An 18,575-nucleotide genomic window follows, 5' to 3' on the forward strand; every position below is an offset into this window, starting at 1 on the left:
CCTCCCTATATTTAAATGTAATGTTCTACAGACACACATGTGAATCTTGTACCTCTGGAAGTGCATATATCGTGCGCTCCCCACCAATCAACTTCGGCCGTGTCCAAGCGGCTGTAACTCGAGCCTTACCAATGAATCTTCGCGAAGGACGGAATGGAATAGCAACCTGTCTTAAATGCATACCGATCAGTGTTTCACCGATATCGATGCCGGCATAAGCCTCTATGCTTTCCACAAGGCAAGGATCCTTAAGATTTCTATAAGCTACCGCTGCCATCGAACCACCTGCTCTTGGCACGGGTACTGCGCTTACTTCACAGAGACACAGTTCCTCAAGCAAACTCCGTTCTATAACAAGAGCACGGTTCAAATGCTCGCAGCATTGAAAAGCCACACGGAGGTTGTACTTCGACCTAATACTCTCAATTCCTTTGTACAATTCTTCAGCGATACTCTCCGCACCCTCCTTGCCTATGGCAGCTCCTATCACTTCGCTGGTGCTAGTTCCCATAACTACAAGACTGCCTGGACCAAGCTTTGCCGCTAGCACTAATTCCTCTAATACCTCGGCAACCTGTTCACGGACATTCTCCAGGATCTGGTCTGTTTCCATACTCGCGAACTCCCTTCCTTCAGAAGAATTACTATGATCTACCAACATCTGTCCTTATTATATCAAACAGATGGACAAGGTAATAATAATCTTCGAAGGACTTACACGAAAACGAAAAAAGAGCAGGACGCATTAACTGCGTCGTGCTCTTTGCCCAGGCGACCGGCCGTATGTTCCGATGCTCCATCGTGGTTTCATCCACTCTCGTCGCCAGTTACATCGGATCTAAATATCTATACTTAGAATAAAACATAGCAGAGACAATTGCAACCCGATTTTATTACCGCCTTACCTCCCACGGTTCCTTTAGAGAAGACCTTCTCTCATCATCTTATCGAGTAGTTTAACTAGTGCGGCTGAAATTTCACCTGCTGTCATATCGTAATCTGACCGAGAACCCCCAAACGGATCAGAGATGTCATACGTAGGTATCGCTCGCAAAAGCTCAGTCAGACGAGCAGTTTGGATATCACTCAGTTCTTTTCCAAGCACCTTGCTTAACTCCAGTTCGGCAATCAACTGATGTAGCTCCTCCTGGTCGTTAAGGACGGCTTTGTCGTCCTCTACATATTCTTTCAATGTGTAGGTTTTGTCAGCTGCCGCGGGAAATCTTTGAATAACATGACGTTTATGACCTTGTGTCAAAGTAAGGATCAAATCTGCCCAGTCGGTAAGCTCCTCATACAGTGGCTTCGACGTTATGAAGTCCATAATTCCTTGATCCTTCAGAACAGCCTCGGCATGTCGTGAAATCGGCGCCCCTTCAGATGCGGCTACGCCAGCAGATGAAACCTCCACATTTACTCCACGCTCACTAGCTAATTTACGAAGCAGTCCTTCAGCCATCGGGCTCCGGCATGTATTCCCCGTACAAACAAACAAGATTCTCATGACGTATCTTACCTCCAGAGTTGGCTACTTTGTGTATCATGTTGCTCTATGAACACAAACTAATTATATATTTATTATTTTATCAGAAGATAAACATTAGACCAAACGCTAACAGAATGGCTCCCCCGGCCGCCTCGCCATACTCTCCAAGGCCCCGCCTCATTCCGCGCCCCAAGGCAAGTCCAAGAATAGACATCAATCCGCCGAAGAACCCGAAAGACAATACGGATAGCCACATGTTTCCGTTAAACATGCCCAGCGATACTCCAACTGAAAAGGAATCAATACTGACGCTAAGTGAGAACAAGAGCACCCCAAGTAATGAACGATGATTAATGGACTGAATCCCACTTCCCTTAATCGAGCTCGCAATCATGTGGCCGCCAAGAAGTAGTAGTAATCCTCCGGCAACATAACGGGCAAGATCACCAAGTAGACCTCCCACATACTGACCTGCAAAAATGCCAAGCAGTGGCATCAGCATATGAAAGAGAGATACGGCGCTACCTATGCGAATAGCATCACTTCGCCGGACTCCTTTCATTCCAATTCCGATGCCTAGGGAAAAAGCATCCATTCCCAAAGCGACCGCAATTAGCATAATTGTCATCAGCTCACCAAGTTGATCGATTGCCATTCCCATAAACCTATTCCCCCATGTCCGGTTGTTTAGTACAACCATATGCGGACAAGGGGCACTTCATGACACTACTCTTCGTTACTTGGCTCGAGAATGCCTGCCTCCAAGTAATTAATATACTGTCTCAGCTTGTTGGCAACCGCCCAATTTATCTCACCGCTCTCAAACAAAGCTTGTACCTCGTTCCGCTCTGCTTGAATAGCTTTGATCTCGAGTTCATTTTTGTGCTGGTTGAATACATCTTCGCTCTCAATCTTTCCAAAGCCACTCTGCAGACGCTCAATCGACTCATTATAACGGGCAATCACAGCTAACGCAGCTTCACGGTTCTTATCATTCATCTGACTCTTAATCACCTCAAGCGCTGCTTGAGATGTGCGGATTTTGATCTCCCGAAGTTGTTTAAGCTCGTTCATATCCCTCTGCTCAGGTAACTTGGTAAATTGTTTGGAAAATAAACGTCGAACTCGGATAAGTGCCACTGCCATTTTCATTTTGGAACGGTTTGACATAACCATCTCCATTTGATCGATAACTTCCTGAACTTTAATCGCTAGTTCACCCGAAACATCGCCACTACTTAGCATGTTCTGAATTTCCTGACGCTCTGCCTGTATGGCTACCAACCGAAGTTTGATCTCCATCCTATTTCGCTTGGTATCGGACCATTCACTACTTGATCCGTTCTGTAACTTCTTCAATTTCTTTTTGTAGTCCGCAACGACATATCCAGCTGCCGTTCTGTTCTCATCATTCGTAGCCGCTCGCACGGCATCAATCCCAGCCTGTACAATTTTGATTCGAGCCTTTGCTTCAGGATCGAATTTGCCTGACTCATCCTCAGGACTTTTCGATATGATAGGCAACACAACGCTTGCAATAATTAGAGAGAACAATATGACCCCTGCTGCCAAAAAGATAATCAAGTCACGCTCTGGAAATGGGCTCCCATCCTGCAGAACGTAAGGAATGGAGAAAGCAGCAGCAAGTGTTACCGCTCCTCGTACTCCCGATAACGAGATAAGCACGGAAGAGGTTAGCTTCGGCTTACCCATCTGCTCTCCACTTCCTAGTAGCCAAGAGCCTTCCCAGAACAGGTATACCCAGATAAAACGTAGTAGGATCAAACCTACGGAGATGATACCGATAAACCCAATTACTTGCATATTACTATAATCCGGACTTTGGAAAATCGTCTCCGTTGCGTTCGGAATTTGCAGACCGAGGATGACAAATACAAGTCCATTTAATATGTAAAGTATAACTGACCATGTATTCGTCGAGACGACTCTGAGCTCCGCCTGATTCGATTCTGTATGGTCCCGTTCAATAGCATGAACAATACCGCCTGCCACTACTCCCAAAATCCCAGAAAATCCTAGGTGTTCTGTAATAATAAAAATGACAAATGGCGTCAAAAGTTGAAGTAGCATATGAATCGTGACGTCCTCCATCCCCAAACGGCGAAGGAAGATGCGGATCCATACAATCAAGAAAGATATCAGTGCCCCGCAGACAATCCCTCCGAGGGCGATCCATATAAAGCTGAATGTAACTTGAGTTAAAGAGAATACCCCCGTCACTGTAGCCGCTACAGCAAACTTGAACGCCACAAGGCCGGAAGCATCATTCATCAACGATTCTCCCTCAAGCAATCGTAAAATCCCTTTAGGTAACGAGATTCGTCCAGCCAAAGCTCCAACTGCTACAGCATCCGTTGGCGATAAAATTGCCGCCAAGGCAAACGCTGCAGGCAAGGGAATGCTTGGGATTAGCCAATTAATGAAGTACCCGCCAGCAATTACGGTTACAAATACGAGTCCGAGTGCAAGCAGTAAAATCGGAGATCTTAAATTCCATAATTCTTCCCTCGGGGTTCGCTTCCCGTCATTATAAAGCAGCGGAGCAATGAATAGGAGCATAAACAGCTCTGTATTGAGTGTCATATGCAGACCTGGTGGCAAAAGTGCAACCAAGGTTCCGAGTGCAATCTGAAACAAAGGAACTGGAACACTAGGGATGAATCTGTTAAGTACGTTAGAAACGCCAATTAATATCAGCATGATTAGAACTAATTCAAACATTTCCATCTTACGCTCTCATCTCTTTCTTCCGGTTGTCTTTGCTATACGTAAGTTACGTTATGACCTGCCGCTTTAAGCAGGCGGTTCATAATAGCTGAGCCAAGCCCTTCCTCTGGACAGGCCTCGGCCATGATGAAAGTGACGCCGTCTTCGTCCAGACGGCGGAGCGCTGCGTAGAGACGGTGCGCCGCCGTCTCCAGCTGGTCTAGACTGCCGAGCGAGATGATTGTCTCGGCATGGTAGAGCGGGAGATGCTCGTCGAAGGCGAGCAATCCCGTGATCTCCCCGCGCGCGGTGGCTTCATCGAGCGCGGCTTGGATATGGGCCGCCACCGCTTCGGGGGCGGGCCCTTTCACTATGCGCATGACGCCGCGCGGCGCATAGTGGGTGTACTTCATGCCCGGCGAGCGTGGCGCCGGGCTGCCGGGCTGGGCATCGCCCTCGCTTTGCAGGGCGATGTCCAGCTTGACGCCGCCCGCCGCTACGCGGGCGAGCTGTTCCGCCGTGATCCCGCCAGGGCGGAGCACGGTCACGGTACCATCCCGGCCGGCCTCCACCACCGTTGACTCAACGCCCACTCCCGTGGGCCCGCCGTCAACGATACCGTCTATCGCGCCGGCCAAATCCTCGCCCACGTGGCGTGCCAACGTTGGGCTCGGTCGTCCCGACCGGTTGGCGCTAGGCGCCGCCACCGGACAACCCGCTGCGGCAATCAGCCGCAGCGCTACATCGTGGGCCGGCATGCGCACGGCCACCGTGGACAAACCTGCCGTCACGCGAGGCGAGACGGCACCGGGCACCGCTGGCATCACCAGTGTCAGCGGACCTGGCCAGAACGCCTCCATAAGTCGGCGTTCCGTCTCATTCACTTCAGTAACCAATCCTTCTAACTGCGCTATTTCCGCAATATGTACGATCAAGGGATTATCAGAGGGCCTTCCCTTTGCAGCAAAAATTCCTTCCACCGCCTGCGTATTTCGAGCATCAGCTCCAAGACCGTACACAGTTTCCGTCGGAAATGCCACAGTCCCTCCTGACGCCAATATTTCTGCTGCTTCTCCCACTGCAATCTCGGCCATATCCTGTGCTGCCGCTTCCCCATTTGTCTCGTTCAACACAGTCACATCCCACCACTGAGTATCCCGAGTTTCATTTTTATTAGATTTACTATGTTCAGTATCCATCATTCATCATCCCAAACTTTCATTATTCTTGTGATCTATCATGAGGTATCCATTACAATCTTTCACTTTACCATCAACAAGACACAAGCGTCTTATCTGAATGTGAATCATGTAGAATCCTATATGATTTAACCCAAGCTGATTTAACTAGTATATCCCAACCAAAAACAAACAAATTATAACATGAAGCTCATTTCAATGCTCTGTTCTATAACTTTCTAATACAGAAAGTATTCAATTCTCAGTTCCTTCGCAATTAAAATCACTTTGACCATGCCATCTCGTCTATATATAACCAACCCACTGATTTAGCGTTATACCTATCATACCAACCAGTCCAATTACCTGTCGCATATGAATAATTGCACCCATCTGCCTTACATGACTAATTTAGTTGTAAGAAATGCAACTACGATGGTGTAAGCGGACACCGGTTCCTCTATTTCAATAAAAATGCCATCATACGAAGAAATTGCGGACATAGGATCCGTTATTCGTTGATTCAGCCAGCTTTTTAGCTTGATTTCGGCTCAATAACGGATTGTATGTCCTCAAAAACTCGCAAAAGGACGCTTTTATAGGAAATAGCGTACTCAGTGTCCGGCTACCTAATGAGCCTATTTGAAAAAGCTCCTCCTCAATCATATCCAAAATTTTTTCCGGAATGTAAGAACTTGTTTCATCGGAATCGTTAGAAGTTACTATTTGAGAAATCTGCATCTACACAGCATCTCATGATTATCAATGGATATCACTCAACTGGGTCACTCTTACAAAAAGAAGCTTGCCATGCACTACACCAACCCAGGCGGGCTTTCGTAGAATACACAGCAAACTTCTATACAAGACAAAAAGTGTAACTGATACGCAAGAACTCCTTATGCAAATAACCCCGTAGCCCAGTCCCAAAATTCAACCACCTTATCCCATAGGAAGAAACGAATTTCTGTATCCTCCGGCTGTACAGGGGAAGAGGATGGAGGTGCACCATCAGCGACAGCATTCTGCACCCCTGCTGTATCCTTCGCCACAGCATCACCACTACCAGCATCAACGAAACACAGTGGAGGGAATAACACGCACCACCAATTCTTACCTTCTCCCTCGCCAAGTGTAACGCGAAGTGCTTCGTAATCGCCCGCAGGGTATACAGCCCCTCCGTACATCTTTGTCGGGAATGGTACAACGCCTAGCTCTACATTGTAGCTATAGTTTTTGCCACTGCTCTTAAGTGTTCGATTCACTTGTTCCTTGATTTCTTCTAAATTATTGCGAATGACCCAGCGTGCCTCTTCTAAACTTTGAGGATCGTCAAGTTCGCTTACCCAACTATTCATTTGTTCCACAACGGCGTCCCGAACAAGCCGTTTTACCACTTGATCGGAGGCATTATCTGAATTAGCTAGAATTCTAAGTCGGATGGAATCCTGTGGAATGACACCTTCCGCAACGGCCGTATCTATCTTTTGGGATTCCCAAGACATCACTAATATCATCAAACAAAATATAATAAGTGCAAGTTTCTTACGCATAATTAGTATTCCTCCTAAACGAAAACTCCTGATGTCTATCAGTATGTCCGTTTAAGAGAAACGTAAACCTATCAATCTAGTAAAGTTCGATATTAATAGTAGAGTCCCTAGTTCAAGCTTTATTTGCCTTCAAACGTGCTGATGTAATCTGTGGGACGTCCTCGCCCTCATTACCATGAATACGAATACTCATGGCTATTCCGATGCTTGCCATATTAATAAGCAGTGATGTACCACCGTAACTAATGAATGGTAGAGTAATCCCTGTCAGCGGCATGAGTCCGATAAACATCCCGATATTCTCAAATATTTGATACAGCAACATCGCCACAATACCAACGATGATATACGGCCCACTTCGATCTCGGCATTCCAACGAGGTTAAGATTAATCGGTGTATCAAGACAAAATAAAGTAGTAGTAACACCGAGCTACCGATAAAACCAAATTCCTCCGCAATAACAACGAAAATAGAGTCAGAATAGGTTAACGGCACACGTTGTGATTGCACCGTCTCTCCTTGCATATAACCTTCACCTGTCATCCCACCAGAGGCGATTGCTAGTTTGGCATTTTTGGTGTGATATATGGCCTTTGCTGTCGCTTTCTCAGGCACGAGCCATGGATCGATCCGCTCAATCCAGTGTTCCCGCCCAATCTCTTCGAAGAAGGTGTATACTTCATCATGATAAGCCTTATACGCACTTATTCCCCCGATGGCTGCACCAGCAAATACCGCAACAGCTATAAAAGCATGAGTATACTTAATATTTCCAATCCATAGCATGCCTGCAAGAATAACGATATAACTTAGCGCGTTACCCATATCATTCTGCGCCATAACCGCTGCAAAGGGAATAAAAGTAAATAGACCTAATGGCACAACATCCCGCCAAAATAGCAATTGGCTTTTACGTTTACGAATCAGCAAGAACGCTAGAAAAATAATGAGAAGTAGCTTGAAAAATTCAGCTGGTTGAAAGCTAAGTCCGCCTGGTAGTGTTAACCACCCCGTCGCATTATGGTACGTATTACCTACAAACATAACAACGACAAGTAACCCTACCCCAAACACATAAATATAAGGAGCATACTTCACAAATATTCGAAAATCCAAGAATGAAAAAACTATAAAAGCTATAAATCCTACAACGTAATAGGCAATCATCCGCAGATGATACCCCTCATACTGGGTGTCTTTAGTCGCACTATATAACACGGCAATGCTGATCCCCATCAAGAAAAAGAGGATGATCACGATAGCGAAGTCAATCTTTTTAAATTTAGTTAGCATAAGTCACTTCTTTTTCTTAGTATTCTTGTTGACGTTCATTATACTTTCTAAGCTTTATTATAAAGCCTGTTACATATGACCTGACAATCCATCTTAATAACCAACTTATTGCTCAGACTGACCGGACCATCTTGACATCAATGATTTCAAAAGAGTTTGATCTAGTTTCTTATTTGCCGAAGGTAAGGGAATATCGTCCACGTCTTGACCATACAATCGAATGCTCATAACTAAAGCCAAGCTTACCATATTAATAATCAACGAGGTCCCTCCGTAACTAATGAACGGAAGTGTTATTCCTGTCAAAGGCATTAGCCCAATGAACATACCTATATTTTCAAAAATTTGATAAAGAAACATCGCTACAATCCCAGTAATAATCAGGGGCCCGGCACGGTCCCGACATTCCAGCGCAATAAGAATCAAACGGTAGATCAGAATGAAATACAGCAGGATAAGTACGGATACGCCTATAAATCCAAACTCTTCGCCAACAACGACAATAATAGAATCTGAATAAGTATAAGGCACTAAAGCGGATTGTACCATCGAACCTTTCATGTAGCCCTTACCGAACATACCACCAGATGCAATGGCTAACTTCGCATTTCTGGTGTGATAAGATGCATCTGAACTAGCTGTCTCCGGCATCAACCATGGATCAATTCTTTTGAGCCAGTGCGCCTTGCCCGACTTTTCCAATGCAGTTGCAATATCGTCGTGATAATTAATGTACGCTTTAACTCCACCATAAAAAGTAGCTGTAAATATAACCAAAATAATGAGTGTATGCGAGTATTTAATATTACCTACCCACAACATGCCAAGCAAAATAACTAAGTAACTAAGTGCATTCCCTATATCGTTTTGTGCCATGACCATACCAAAAGGGATCATTGTAACCAGTCCCAGTGGCACGATGTCTCTCCAGAAGGAAAGCCCTAGTTTCGATTTTTTCGCCAATAACGCTCCTAGAGTAAGGATCAGTATAAGCTTAAACAACTCCGCGGGTTGTAAATTAAGCCCTACCCCTGGAATTTTGATCCACCCTTTTGCTCCATTCACTTCAGAACCTATAAAAAGAACACTCACTAGAAGAAGGATACCACCAGCGAAAATATACATGTGATATTTAATGAGAATTCGGTAATCGACAAGTAAAATACCGAAAAAAACAAAAAATCCGAGGATGTAATAAAATAGCATGCGGGTGTCGGAGCCTTTAAATTTCGGCCAAGCTGCAATTCCACTATGAATGAGGCAAATACTGAGCCCCATAAAAAACAATAAAATGATAACAATGGTCCAATCAATTCTTTTCCACTTATTAATCATGAATGAATGGCTCCTTTTTCACACTGTATTGTTGTCTTCTAGGCAACAATATACTCATCCTATCGTACACTATCTTTACGTATCTGAACAAGTTAACTCCAAGCACATGAAAAAATACCCACGGCTTTTAAAAAAACAAATCGGTTATACAAAAAAACCTTGGTTTCATAGAGGCTCATGCCTGCTTTGACACCAAGGTTGTGATCATGAATAAATATAGAAAAGGAACCCAAGGTTATAAAAAGTAATTGGTGATCGATTGATCTCGGGCTAATATCGCTTCACTGTCCAGCTTCTTCTTCAAATATGATTTATCGGACGAAATGAATATACTCATAATCAAATCCACGACGAACAAAAACGTAATATGATTGGACATTAATGCACTGTTATTTACAGATATCTTGTCGGGAACGATAATGCTTACATTCGCATTCTCTGTAATAGGTGAAGAATCGTAGCAAGTTACCGCTATCGTCTTCGCATGATTTACCTGGGCAATAGACACTCCGTCTACGATTTCCCTCGTTGATCCCGACCTGGAGAAGGCAATGACTACATCCTCGGAAGTACATTGAGATGCTGCAATCTTCATTGCTCTGCTATCACTGATCGCCTCGGATATGATACCGATAATAGCTAACCGGTTCTTTAATGCAATAGCCGCCAGAAAGGAGTCGAACAGTCCAAACATAAAAATTCTTCTCGAACTCTTCAAAATGTCCACAACACGATGGAGTTGCTCCTCCGTCACAAGTGCTGAAGTATTCACAATCAATTCATTGTAATCCAAAGCGAGCGCATCAATAGGATTGATCTCTCGTCTCTCTTTCTTCTTAGCCTGCATCTCTCTATAGAACGCGTCCTGGGCAAAAGCAATTTTAAAGTCAATGAACCCTTTGAAACCAACCTTTTTACAGAAACGGTTAATACTCGTCTCAGATACACCTATTTCATTAGCAATTCCAGTAATCGTATTGCTAGTAATGAACTCCGGATTATGGATAACAAAACTTGCGATCTGATTCTCTCCATATGTGAACTTTTGCGTTTGTGATACGATCTTTGCAATAACTGCCGGAACCTGCGAAGACATGATACTCTCCCCCTGATCTAACGATGGAATATGGCTACCCGGTTACTCCCCGCTAGCATTATACATTATATCACACCAAGTAAGGTATTGAGAGAATCAAAAGTAAATCATAACCAACTTTTCCAATCTTGTATTTTATGCTTGAATTGTTCTATCGACATCGTCTTGTTCTCGATAAGGTAAACGTAGTCTAGTAAGTTTGGTAGATATGTAAGTCCAGTGATCTCCTTACAAAAAGCATGGGCTGCAATTTCACTGCATTTCACCACACTGGAACGTTTCGTGTAGAACCCAAGCTTCAGTACATCTATCGGTTCCAATAGTTCGTTAGTAAAGCGTCCTGATTTATATTCTAGGTAATGATAGAATTCATGTGCCAAATGAATATCAATGAGTTGCTCCATATCCGGGCTCTGTTGATGTCCCATTAGCGCCTCAAGAGCTTGTTGCATCTCTGACAAAGAAGCGGAATACACTGTAATTTCCGGCGGCACCTTAGCAAAATCTATCTGTGCACGAAAAGAGACTTGATGAAATTTACCTGACTTACTCGTAATTTCATATTTCAAGCCTTCACGCTGACATAGCGCTCTCACTGAGTTTCCAGTGAAAGCCGCACCGATCTGCTTACCCTTGTCTAACGACTCTTTCACATAATATTGAATTTTATCTCTAGGTATTTTGTGAAATAGAGGATCCTGTTCCAATTCTGCGCAAGCCAGCATTTCGTCAGAGAGAGAGTTTATCACTTCCTGTATCGACACGGCCCATCTCCTCTTCTATTGCTTCACAATATATTGGTGTTACTTCTTTGATATGTTATTACTATTGATACGCGATTACAATCAGTTCGTCTTCTGCTCTCAGCATCTCCGTCTCAATCTCAAGAATAGACATAAGTTGCTCCTTCGTCTGCATCCCTGTCAGATCCAACATCTTTTCTTTATAAAAAACAAATACCTTAGGTATGGTTGCATTTGCATCGGAATAAATTGTGTTGTCATCCAGAAATTCACCGAGCCACCCTCCAAACTGGGATTTGGTGATTTTCGTAAATTGGACATTGCCCTTCTTGAAACGGACGACTCCTTCACGGTCGAGTACGCTAGCATATGTTGATCTCTTCTTCATCAAACCGAAGAATGATTTCTTTACACTTTCACTGCTAAAAAGACTCCATCTCCCCGTTTGCGCTACCATTTTCGTTAATTCAAGCGGCTGGTCTACCGAATGAGCAGCTGTTTCACGCATGGCCTCGACAGACATATTCTCCTGACCCAAATCTTTGGAACGAAGCTCCGTCGAACCCGTGGCTACTGCACGCAGAATATTTTTCTGACTATCAATTTCAATGGTAACCTCAACCGTTTCCTCACTAGCACCTGATTTGACAATTCGTTCAACGATTTCAGATCGAATCCGCTTAATATCGTCCTCGGTTGGATTAACAACCGTTCTCTCTAACTGCTCCTTAACCATAGCCAAAGCAACACCGATTGTAGAAACGTAAGGCGCATTATTTGCGATCTTGCATTTCATATTCTCCCTTTCAGCCATCGCCGGAACGAGTACCGTACCGCTTCCACCTCCACCTACCAAGGTTACGAAGGATCGATCCAATTCATAATCTTCAATCATTTCATTCACTGTCTTCATCGTCTTATCTATTGCAATATTCATCACCTGTCTAGCCGCTTCCTCGACCGTTAGGCCAGTATGGGAGGCGAGCGCTTCCCACGCTTTAATCGCCGCTTCCTTGTTACCCTCGGCATAATCCCCTTTAGGTATGTATCCTAGGATATTAGCCGCACCAGCCAGAGTATAGGAATAATCTTTCCCATTCGCACTTTCACAAATTATATATTCCTGCGGGTCTCCTTCTCTAGGACTAAGGAATTTCACTTTGGGATCCACAATTTGATCACTTGGTGCAAATGCCTCATACTCTTTGCCTGCAATGTGCGCGCTTCGCGGTCCTACATCTGTTATTTTGCCGTCGACTACCTTTATCATACTTCCCCCGGCGATACCAAGGGTGCGAACATCTAGGGATTGCAGATACGTGCGATGCCCGCCAACCTGGGCATTCTTGATCATAACCTTCCCATTCTTAATTACGGATATATCCACGCTTGTCCCGCCGACCTCAAAGAAAATCCCATCTGAGATCTTCTCATACATCAACGCCCCGGCAACACCTGCTGCAAGACCGGACAGCATCGTAAGAATCGGACGTTTACGAACTTCATCAATACTCATCACTCCGCCGTCACAACGCATAATCATCAGTTGGGACTTGATGTTTGCGTTCTTAACGGATTTCTCCGTCATGTTAGCCGTTTCCATCATTTTCGGAATGAGCGAGGCGTTAACAACTGCAGTTCTTGTACGTGTTTTCAATCCGTACAATTGGGAAATCTCATGGCCGCCTGTCGCGTAAATGCCTTTCTTATTCGCAATTTCTACCACACGAAGCTCATTGGTCGGGTTATCAACGCTATACGCTTCGGATGCAACAATGACTTCAGCACCTTGCTTCACTAGTTCATCAATCGCCGCAACAATTTGCTCTTCCTTCAAGTCCTTAGAATCTATATACGTATGATAAGCCTTTAAATATTTACCTGGGGCAAGCTCAATGTCCCCGGTATTAGATTCCGAACGAGCACCGATACCATCTAACCCGGAGCCCATACCAATAATACCTACACGTGCTACATCACCTTCTAACAGTGCATTCGTGGCCTGGGTCGTTCCATGAGCAATAAAAGTAACATCTTCCGGCAGGATACCCCGGCTCTCCAATATTTGATTCAAAATTTGAACGATCCCTTTCGCCACGCCATCTTCGTCGTGGTGAGTGGTCGGAATTTTCATTTTCTCAATTACTTCGAACGTTTCATTGTCTATAACAGCAGCATCGGTAAACGTACCCCCAACATCTATCCCTACTCTAACCTTTTTTCTCTCCATATTATCCTCCTGAAATGATAGGCAGGGTCCCTCGAAAGGCTCCCTGCCTGATATATTTTCTACAATTAGAACACCATGAATGATCCAATAATCATGGAAATCAGGACAGAAACAACCATCCAAGGCAACGTCTTTTTCAGAATTTCATTAATATCACTCTTAGTGAAGTCCGCTACCCAAACATTGTGTGAATTGGTTGGATCAGATACAGCTTGGACGTTACTTACAACACGTAAGGCGAGCATAGCTGCTACCGGCGTCATGCCAGCAGTTACGAACAGAGCAGCAATACCGCTACCGAGTCCCCACACATTTAGAGGTCCGCGATAAATCGCAAGCGGTGATAACAAAGTGAAAAAGATGATGTACATCAATGGAGTGCTTGGAAGCACACTTTCAATCAATGGTGATATGAGTGATGCTACTTGTGGCGCCATAACAGAATTGAGCAACATACCAATACCGATCATCAGGGCCATAGCCCCAGCAATATCTTGGATTCCTTCTACGAGGGCACTGGACAGAATATGAATCGGCCGTTTCGGTAAAGTCAGAATAATTGTCACGATCGCACCGATAATAACAGCAGGAACGATATCGAGCTTGAATGCATAGACGAGAATAACTGGAACGAGTGGACTAATCAACGCAATGGTCGGAACCTTCTTGCCCTCTCCTCCTCCGGTGGCGTTTGGCATTGCCCACGCCTTTTTACCTTTGCCATCTTTCTTAATATTGAAGATAATCATAGCCAAGGAAATGATAATTAGTGGTAGTGCAGCAACAAGTGTGTAATCCCCAATCGTCTGAACATCCAGACCAAGAACATCTACATACACCGCCCAGTTAGATACGTTAAACAACGCACCCACACCGACTGACGAGATTACGACAATAGAAGCAACGAACTGTGATATCCCGGCTGTCAGCATGATCGGAATAACGATCGTACCTACCAAGATAACCATACCAAGACCGCCCGCTGCTGAGAAGATAATCGAACCGGTAACAAAGAATAGTACTGCGATCATCACCGGCTTATCACCCGCAAGTTCAGCCGCTTTTCGTATGATCGATTTCGTAATTCCTACTTTATTAAGAATTTGACCGAACCAAGCACCGAATACCAAACCTGCGATTGCACCCGACAACCTCATCGAGCCCGCAGATAGAACCGTCTTGGCTATTGTTGTAGTCACTTCCGGATCGTTCGACATCCACGGAACTCCTGCAATCAATGCAAATAGGATTGCCATAATTGGCAATGCAAGAATCGTTGGAAGCTTCCTCATCATCATTAATCCTATGAATATTAAGAAGACCGCAAGAATTCCAATAGCTTGAAACCACATTAAAGATGTCACTATAATTTCCCCTCTCAAATTGATTGCATTTCACCGCACTTGTCTATACCTCTAGGTATGCACCCTGTTCTTTCAAGACAGCCTGCACATCCCTGATGTTCACATCCTGTACCGTCGTACCTTTCTTGACTGCCAATGCAGCTGCAACACCTCCGGCGTGACCAATGGCCCCTGTTGTTGGTGTAGTTCTCATGGCTGCTTGAGCCTCAAAGGTTGCTGAAATACATCTACCAATAACAATCAAGTTCTTAACCGATTCCGTAATCATACATGAGTACGGAATACTGTACATACCGCCCCATTCTAGCTTCTCATGCTTCGTTCCTTCTCCATCTGGACTATGGATATCAATCGGATATCCCGAATGAGCAATCGTATCTGTAAATTTTCGCTGTTCAAGGAGATCCTCAGCAGTTAGCGTATATAAACCTTTAATCTGCCTTGAACCCCTTACACCGATAGAAGGCCCCGTAGATTCTACTACTGCATCCTCAAAACCAGGAATATATTTATGTACGAACATTTCGAGCTCTCGACACTGTTTACGGCCTACCATTTCTGCCTTACTTAAGCTGAGTGCATCTGTTGCATCGTGGCCCAAAATTCGGGTCGTATTCAGAATAACCTCGCCAGGATTATTGGTCTCAAAGAATAGAATATTCTCCCGAGGGATCGATATTTCTCCTCTAGCCTTCGCTTCTTTGAATAGGCTATCGAATCCGCCCACAGACAATCGGGATGATGTTTCAATAATTGAGGTATCACCGTTATACAGTGGAAAATCATCTGGATGCTCATGAATGTACTGTTTGACTCTAGGAATATTCACGTTATACATTTTCATATTCAGTGTCATCGGCTGCGTCGCCCCATCGGACTCTCTGCCTTTCGTATATTCAACTCCAGCTCTAGCAGATAGGTCACCATCACCAGTGGCGTCAATGAACACAGTAGCTTCAATTTCACTAAGTCCCGACTTGTTGCATACGGTAATACTAACAATGTTCCCGCTCTCAGTCTTCACACTGACTAACATGGTGTGGTATAAAATTTCGCCGCCGTTCTCCACCACCATTAATTCCAGCTCATGTTTCATAGCCTCTGCATCAAATGGTGTAACAGAATACGTAAAACCAACCGTGTCAACGATGTGCCCTGGCGATTTACCTAGCTTTTTCAGACGTTCAATAAGTTGATCTGTGAATCCTTGAATCGCCTGCTTCTCACCTGCATGGAACGTCATCATGGGTCCTACCCCGTTAGCCGTTAACGTACCGCCCAAGAAACCCTGCGATTCTATGATCAGTGTCCTTGCCCCTGCACTAGATGCAGCAATCGCTGCCATGGCGCCTGAAATACCTCCGCCCATCACAACAACGTCATATTGTTGACTATTCCCCATTCCAAACTTCACTCCCTAAAGTAATGTTTGTTCGCTTCCTGAATCTAGATTAACAAAACAAAACCAAAATGTAAATGCTTTCAGGATATTTTTTTCTTAATAAACGCAAATAAAGAAAATCATTTTCAGGCACAAAAAATCCTTGTTCGATTTCAGCGGTATTTACACCTGCATACTCTCGCCCAAGGACAATTAGCATATTCTATTCTTCTCTCACCAGCCCCAGCACATGACGGTCAATTCCGGCAAGATCAGGGATCGTTACGATCTCATTCCAAAAACCTGCCTGCCGTAGCATCTCCGCCACTTCTTCTGCTTGCCCCATTCCCAGTTCAAAACCTATTAGGCGAGGCGGATGTGGCAGGAGACTAAGCTGCTCCATCATGATGCGGTAAGGTCCCAAACCATCCGGCCCACCATCAAGTGCACCACGAGGTTCATAATCGCGCACCTCTGGTTGAAGGCCCTCAATCGTCTCAGCCGGTATATATGGCGGATTCGACACTACGATGTCCAGCGGTTCGCCCGCGAAGGGTTCAAGCAGATTTCCCTGCTTGAACGTAACGTCTAGGCCAAGCCGCTGGACATTCGTCTGCGCCACCGCCAGCGCTTCCGGCGAGATATCACTCGCCGTGATGCGCCACGACGGGCGCAGATGCGCGATCGCAGCGGCAATTGCGCCGCTGCCGGTGCCGATGTCGGCGACCAGCGGAGCGCCGCCTGGCCAGAGGCGATTGCCTGCGTCAGCAATCGCCTCCACGAGCAGCTCCGTTTCAGGGCGGGGAATCAGCACCGCCGGCGTGACCTGAAAGGTCAAGCCGTAGAATTCCTGTTCCCCGATAATATACTGCGCTGGCTCACCCGCCGCCTTGCGGCGGATGACCTCTTCCCACAGGGCCTTACGGTCTTGTGGGAAAGGATCACGTAGCGCCGTCAAATATGCGGCGCCAGAGAGCCCTAACACATGGCGGAGTAATAACTCCGTATTAGATAAGGGCTCACTCACTCCAGCTGCCTCTAAAAAAGAAGAAGCCTCTCTACGGGCTTCTGAAATGTTGAGCGCTCCAGATAGAACATATCCGTCATCGTTCAAAATATTATTCTCCTTTATCCATCATATCCGCCTGTTCAGCTAGTGTTAGCGCCGAAACAAACTCTTCGATATCCCCGTTCATCACTTGATCCAACTTATGAAGGGTCAATCCGATGCGATGATCAGTAACGCGGCTTTGCGGGAAGTTATACGTACGGATACGCTCACTACGATCACCTGTACCTACCTTACTCTTCCGCTCGCCAGCATACTTTGCTTCTTCTTCTTGACGTATTTTGTCTGAAATACGAGCACGAAGTACCTGCAATGCCTTATCCTTATTGGAGTTTTGCGATTTACCATCCTGACAAGTCGCCATAATCCCCGTTGGAATATGTGTAACCCGCACAGCGGATTTCGTTGTATTAACAGACTGACCACCTGCACCACTGGAACAGAACGTATCAACACGAATATCTCTATCGTGAATTTCAATATCTAATTCTTCAGCTTCCGGCATGACCGAGACTGTCGAAGTTGATGTATGAATCCGTCCACCCGATTCTGTAGCAGGAATCCGTTGTACACGGTGCGCACCACTTTCAAACTTCATCTTACTGTATGCCCCACGGCCATTAATCATAAAGATTACTTCTTTAAATCCGCCAAGGTCGCTTTCATTCGTGTCCATAACATCTACTCGCCAGCCTTGTGTATCAGCAAACCGCGTGTACATGCGGAATAAATCAGCCGCAAACAACGCCGCCTCATCTCCACCAGCAGCACCACGAATTTCCACAATAACATTCTTATCGTCATTCGGATCTTTTGGAAGCAACAGAAAGTGAATCTTCTCTTCCAATTCCTTCTGACGTACGCTAAGCTCATCGATTTCCATCTTGACCATTTCGCGCATTTCTTCGTCTAGCTTCTCCGCCTGCATTGTTTTTGCGGCTTCGAGTTCTTCCATAACACTCTTATATTCGATATATGCATCATAAACTGGTTGTAAATCCGATTGTTCCTTAGAATAATCTCGCAATTTCTTTGTATCATTAGTTACATCCGGATCACAGAGCAACTCGCTGAGTTTCTCATAACGTCCAGCTAGGGATTCTAGTCGGTCCAACAAGG

The 18,575-nt window shown here is 45.1% G+C and carries 16 protein-coding genes and 1 riboswitch; all 16 genes read right to left on the reverse strand.

All coding sequences use genetic code 11. From position 1 onward, the window contains the following. Positions 1-25: 25 nt before the first annotated feature. On the reverse strand, positions 26-613 hold the full coding sequence (locus NST85_RS26620) for a TIGR01440 family protein (RefSeq protein ID WP_127194343.1): 588 nt from the start codon (positions 611-613) through the stop codon (positions 26-28). Between the two features lie 145 nt (positions 614-758). Beyond that, a riboswitch (ZMP/ZTP riboswitch) is annotated at positions 759-841 on the reverse strand. Between the two features lie 78 nt (positions 842-919). Next, positions 920-1,504, reverse strand: a complete 585-nt coding sequence (locus tag NST85_RS26625; RefSeq protein ID WP_127194344.1) for a low molecular weight protein arginine phosphatase — start codon at positions 1,502-1,504, stop codon at positions 920-922. A gap of 82 nt (positions 1,505-1,586) precedes the next feature. Next, positions 1,587-2,147 carry a manganese efflux pump MntP gene (locus NST85_RS26630; RefSeq protein WP_127194345.1) on the reverse strand — a complete coding sequence of 187 codons (561 nt, stop codon included), beginning with the start codon at positions 2,145-2,147 and terminating at the stop codon, positions 1,587-1,589. A 65-nt stretch (positions 2,148-2,212) separates the two neighbouring features. Beyond that, on the reverse strand, positions 2,213-4,234 hold the full coding sequence (locus NST85_RS26635; protein WP_127194346.1) for a Na+/H+ antiporter: 2,022 nt from the start codon (positions 4,232-4,234) through the stop codon (positions 2,213-2,215). A gap of 35 nt (positions 4,235-4,269) precedes the next feature. After that, positions 4,270-5,415: an L-threonylcarbamoyladenylate synthase gene (locus NST85_RS26640; protein WP_445671167.1), complete on the reverse strand. Its 1,146-nt coding sequence runs from the start codon at positions 5,413-5,415 to the stop codon at positions 4,270-4,272. 875 nt (positions 5,416-6,290) lie between these two features. Continuing rightward, the gene (gene spoIIR, locus NST85_RS26645) at positions 6,291-6,944 is read right to left on the reverse strand and encodes a stage II sporulation protein R (RefSeq protein WP_341190848.1); all 654 of its coding nucleotides are present in this window, start codon (positions 6,942-6,944) and stop codon (positions 6,291-6,293) included. A gap of 112 nt (positions 6,945-7,056) precedes the next feature. Continuing rightward, positions 7,057-8,238: an FtsW/RodA/SpoVE family cell cycle protein gene (locus NST85_RS26650; RefSeq protein ID WP_127194349.1), complete on the reverse strand. Its 1,182-nt coding sequence runs from the start codon at positions 8,236-8,238 to the stop codon at positions 7,057-7,059. Between the two features lie 105 nt (positions 8,239-8,343). After that, positions 8,344-9,573 carry an FtsW/RodA/SpoVE family cell cycle protein gene (locus NST85_RS26655; RefSeq protein ID WP_341190849.1) on the reverse strand — a complete coding sequence of 410 codons (1,230 nt, stop codon included), beginning with the start codon at positions 9,571-9,573 and terminating at the stop codon, positions 8,344-8,346. 235 nt (positions 9,574-9,808) lie between these two features. Next, positions 9,809-10,669 (reverse strand): MurR/RpiR family transcriptional regulator, encoded by an 861-nt coding sequence (locus tag NST85_RS26660; RefSeq protein ID WP_341190850.1) that lies wholly within the window; start codon positions 10,667-10,669, stop codon positions 9,809-9,811. A gap of 107 nt (positions 10,670-10,776) precedes the next feature. After that, positions 10,777-11,433, reverse strand: a complete 657-nt coding sequence (locus tag NST85_RS26665) for a hypothetical protein (protein WP_341190851.1) — start codon at positions 11,431-11,433, stop codon at positions 10,777-10,779. 61 nt (positions 11,434-11,494) lie between these two features. Beyond that, the gene (locus tag NST85_RS26670; protein ID WP_341190852.1) at positions 11,495-13,642 is read right to left on the reverse strand and encodes a hydantoinase/oxoprolinase family protein; all 2,148 of its coding nucleotides are present in this window, start codon (positions 13,640-13,642) and stop codon (positions 11,495-11,497) included. 65 nt (positions 13,643-13,707) lie between these two features. Continuing rightward, complete coding sequence (locus tag NST85_RS26675) at positions 13,708-15,006, reverse strand: citrate transporter (RefSeq protein ID WP_307398600.1); 1,299 nt, start codon at positions 15,004-15,006, stop codon at positions 13,708-13,710. Between the two features lie 43 nt (positions 15,007-15,049). After that, positions 15,050-16,408 (reverse strand): FAD-dependent oxidoreductase, encoded by a 1,359-nt coding sequence (locus NST85_RS26680; protein WP_307398599.1) that lies wholly within the window; start codon positions 16,406-16,408, stop codon positions 15,050-15,052. A 49-nt stretch (positions 16,409-16,457) separates the two neighbouring features. Then, complete coding sequence (locus NST85_RS26685) at positions 16,458-16,607, reverse strand: hypothetical protein (protein ID WP_341190853.1); 150 nt, start codon at positions 16,605-16,607, stop codon at positions 16,458-16,460. Between the two features lie 3 nt (positions 16,608-16,610). Further along, positions 16,611-17,501 carry a peptide chain release factor N(5)-glutamine methyltransferase gene (gene prmC, locus NST85_RS26690; RefSeq protein ID WP_341190854.1) on the reverse strand — a complete coding sequence of 297 codons (891 nt, stop codon included), beginning with the start codon at positions 17,499-17,501 and terminating at the stop codon, positions 16,611-16,613. Positions 17,502-17,505: 4 nt separating this feature from the next. Further along, positions 17,506-18,573, reverse strand: a complete 1,068-nt coding sequence (gene prfA / locus NST85_RS26695; protein WP_307398597.1) for a peptide chain release factor 1 — start codon at positions 18,571-18,573, stop codon at positions 17,506-17,508. Positions 18,574-18,575: the final 2 nt, after the last annotated feature.

The sequence above is a fragment of the Paenibacillus sp. FSL K6-2524 genome (assembly GCF_038005525.1).
Lineage (GTDB): Bacteria > Bacillota > Bacilli > Paenibacillales > Paenibacillaceae > Fontibacillus > Fontibacillus anaericanus.

Excerpts from the sequence above, each read along its gene's own strand:
- NST85_RS26685 (WP_341190853.1), bottom strand. The coding sequence starts at position 16,607 with ATGCTAATTGTCCTTGGGCGAGAGTATGCAGGTGTAAATACCGCTGAA.
- NST85_RS26655 (WP_341190849.1), bottom strand. The coding sequence starts at position 9,573 with ATGATTAATAAGTGGAAAAGAATTGATTGGACCATTGTTATCATTTTA.
- NST85_RS26620 (WP_127194343.1), bottom strand. The coding sequence starts at position 613 with ATGGAAACAGACCAGATCCTGGAGAATGTCCGTGAACAGGTTGCCGAG.
- spoIIR (WP_341190848.1), bottom strand. The coding sequence starts at position 6,944 with ATGCGTAAGAAACTTGCACTTATTATATTTTGTTTGATGATATTAGTG.
- NST85_RS26670 (WP_341190852.1), bottom strand. The coding sequence starts at position 13,642 with ATGGAGAGAAAAAAGGTTAGAGTAGGGATAGATGTTGGGGGTACGTTT.
- NST85_RS26680 (WP_307398599.1), bottom strand. The coding sequence starts at position 16,408 with ATGGGGAATAGTCAACAATATGACGTTGTTGTGATGGGCGGAGGTATT.
- NST85_RS26625 (WP_127194344.1), bottom strand. The coding sequence starts at position 1,504 with ATGAGAATCTTGTTTGTTTGTACGGGGAATACATGCCGGAGCCCGATG.
- NST85_RS26660 (WP_341190850.1), bottom strand. The coding sequence starts at position 10,669 with ATGTCTTCGCAGGTTCCGGCAGTTATTGCAAAGATCGTATCACAAACG.
- NST85_RS26630 (WP_127194345.1), bottom strand. The coding sequence starts at position 2,147 with ATGGGAATGGCAATCGATCAACTTGGTGAGCTGATGACAATTATGCTA.
- NST85_RS26650 (WP_127194349.1), bottom strand. The coding sequence starts at position 8,238 with ATGCTAACTAAATTTAAAAAGATTGACTTCGCTATCGTGATCATCCTC.
- NST85_RS26635 (WP_127194346.1), bottom strand. The coding sequence starts at position 4,234 with ATGGAAATGTTTGAATTAGTTCTAATCATGCTGATATTAATTGGCGTT.
- NST85_RS26640 (WP_445671167.1), bottom strand. The coding sequence starts at position 5,415 with ATGATGGATACTGAACATAGTAAATCTAATAAAAATGAAACTCGGGAT.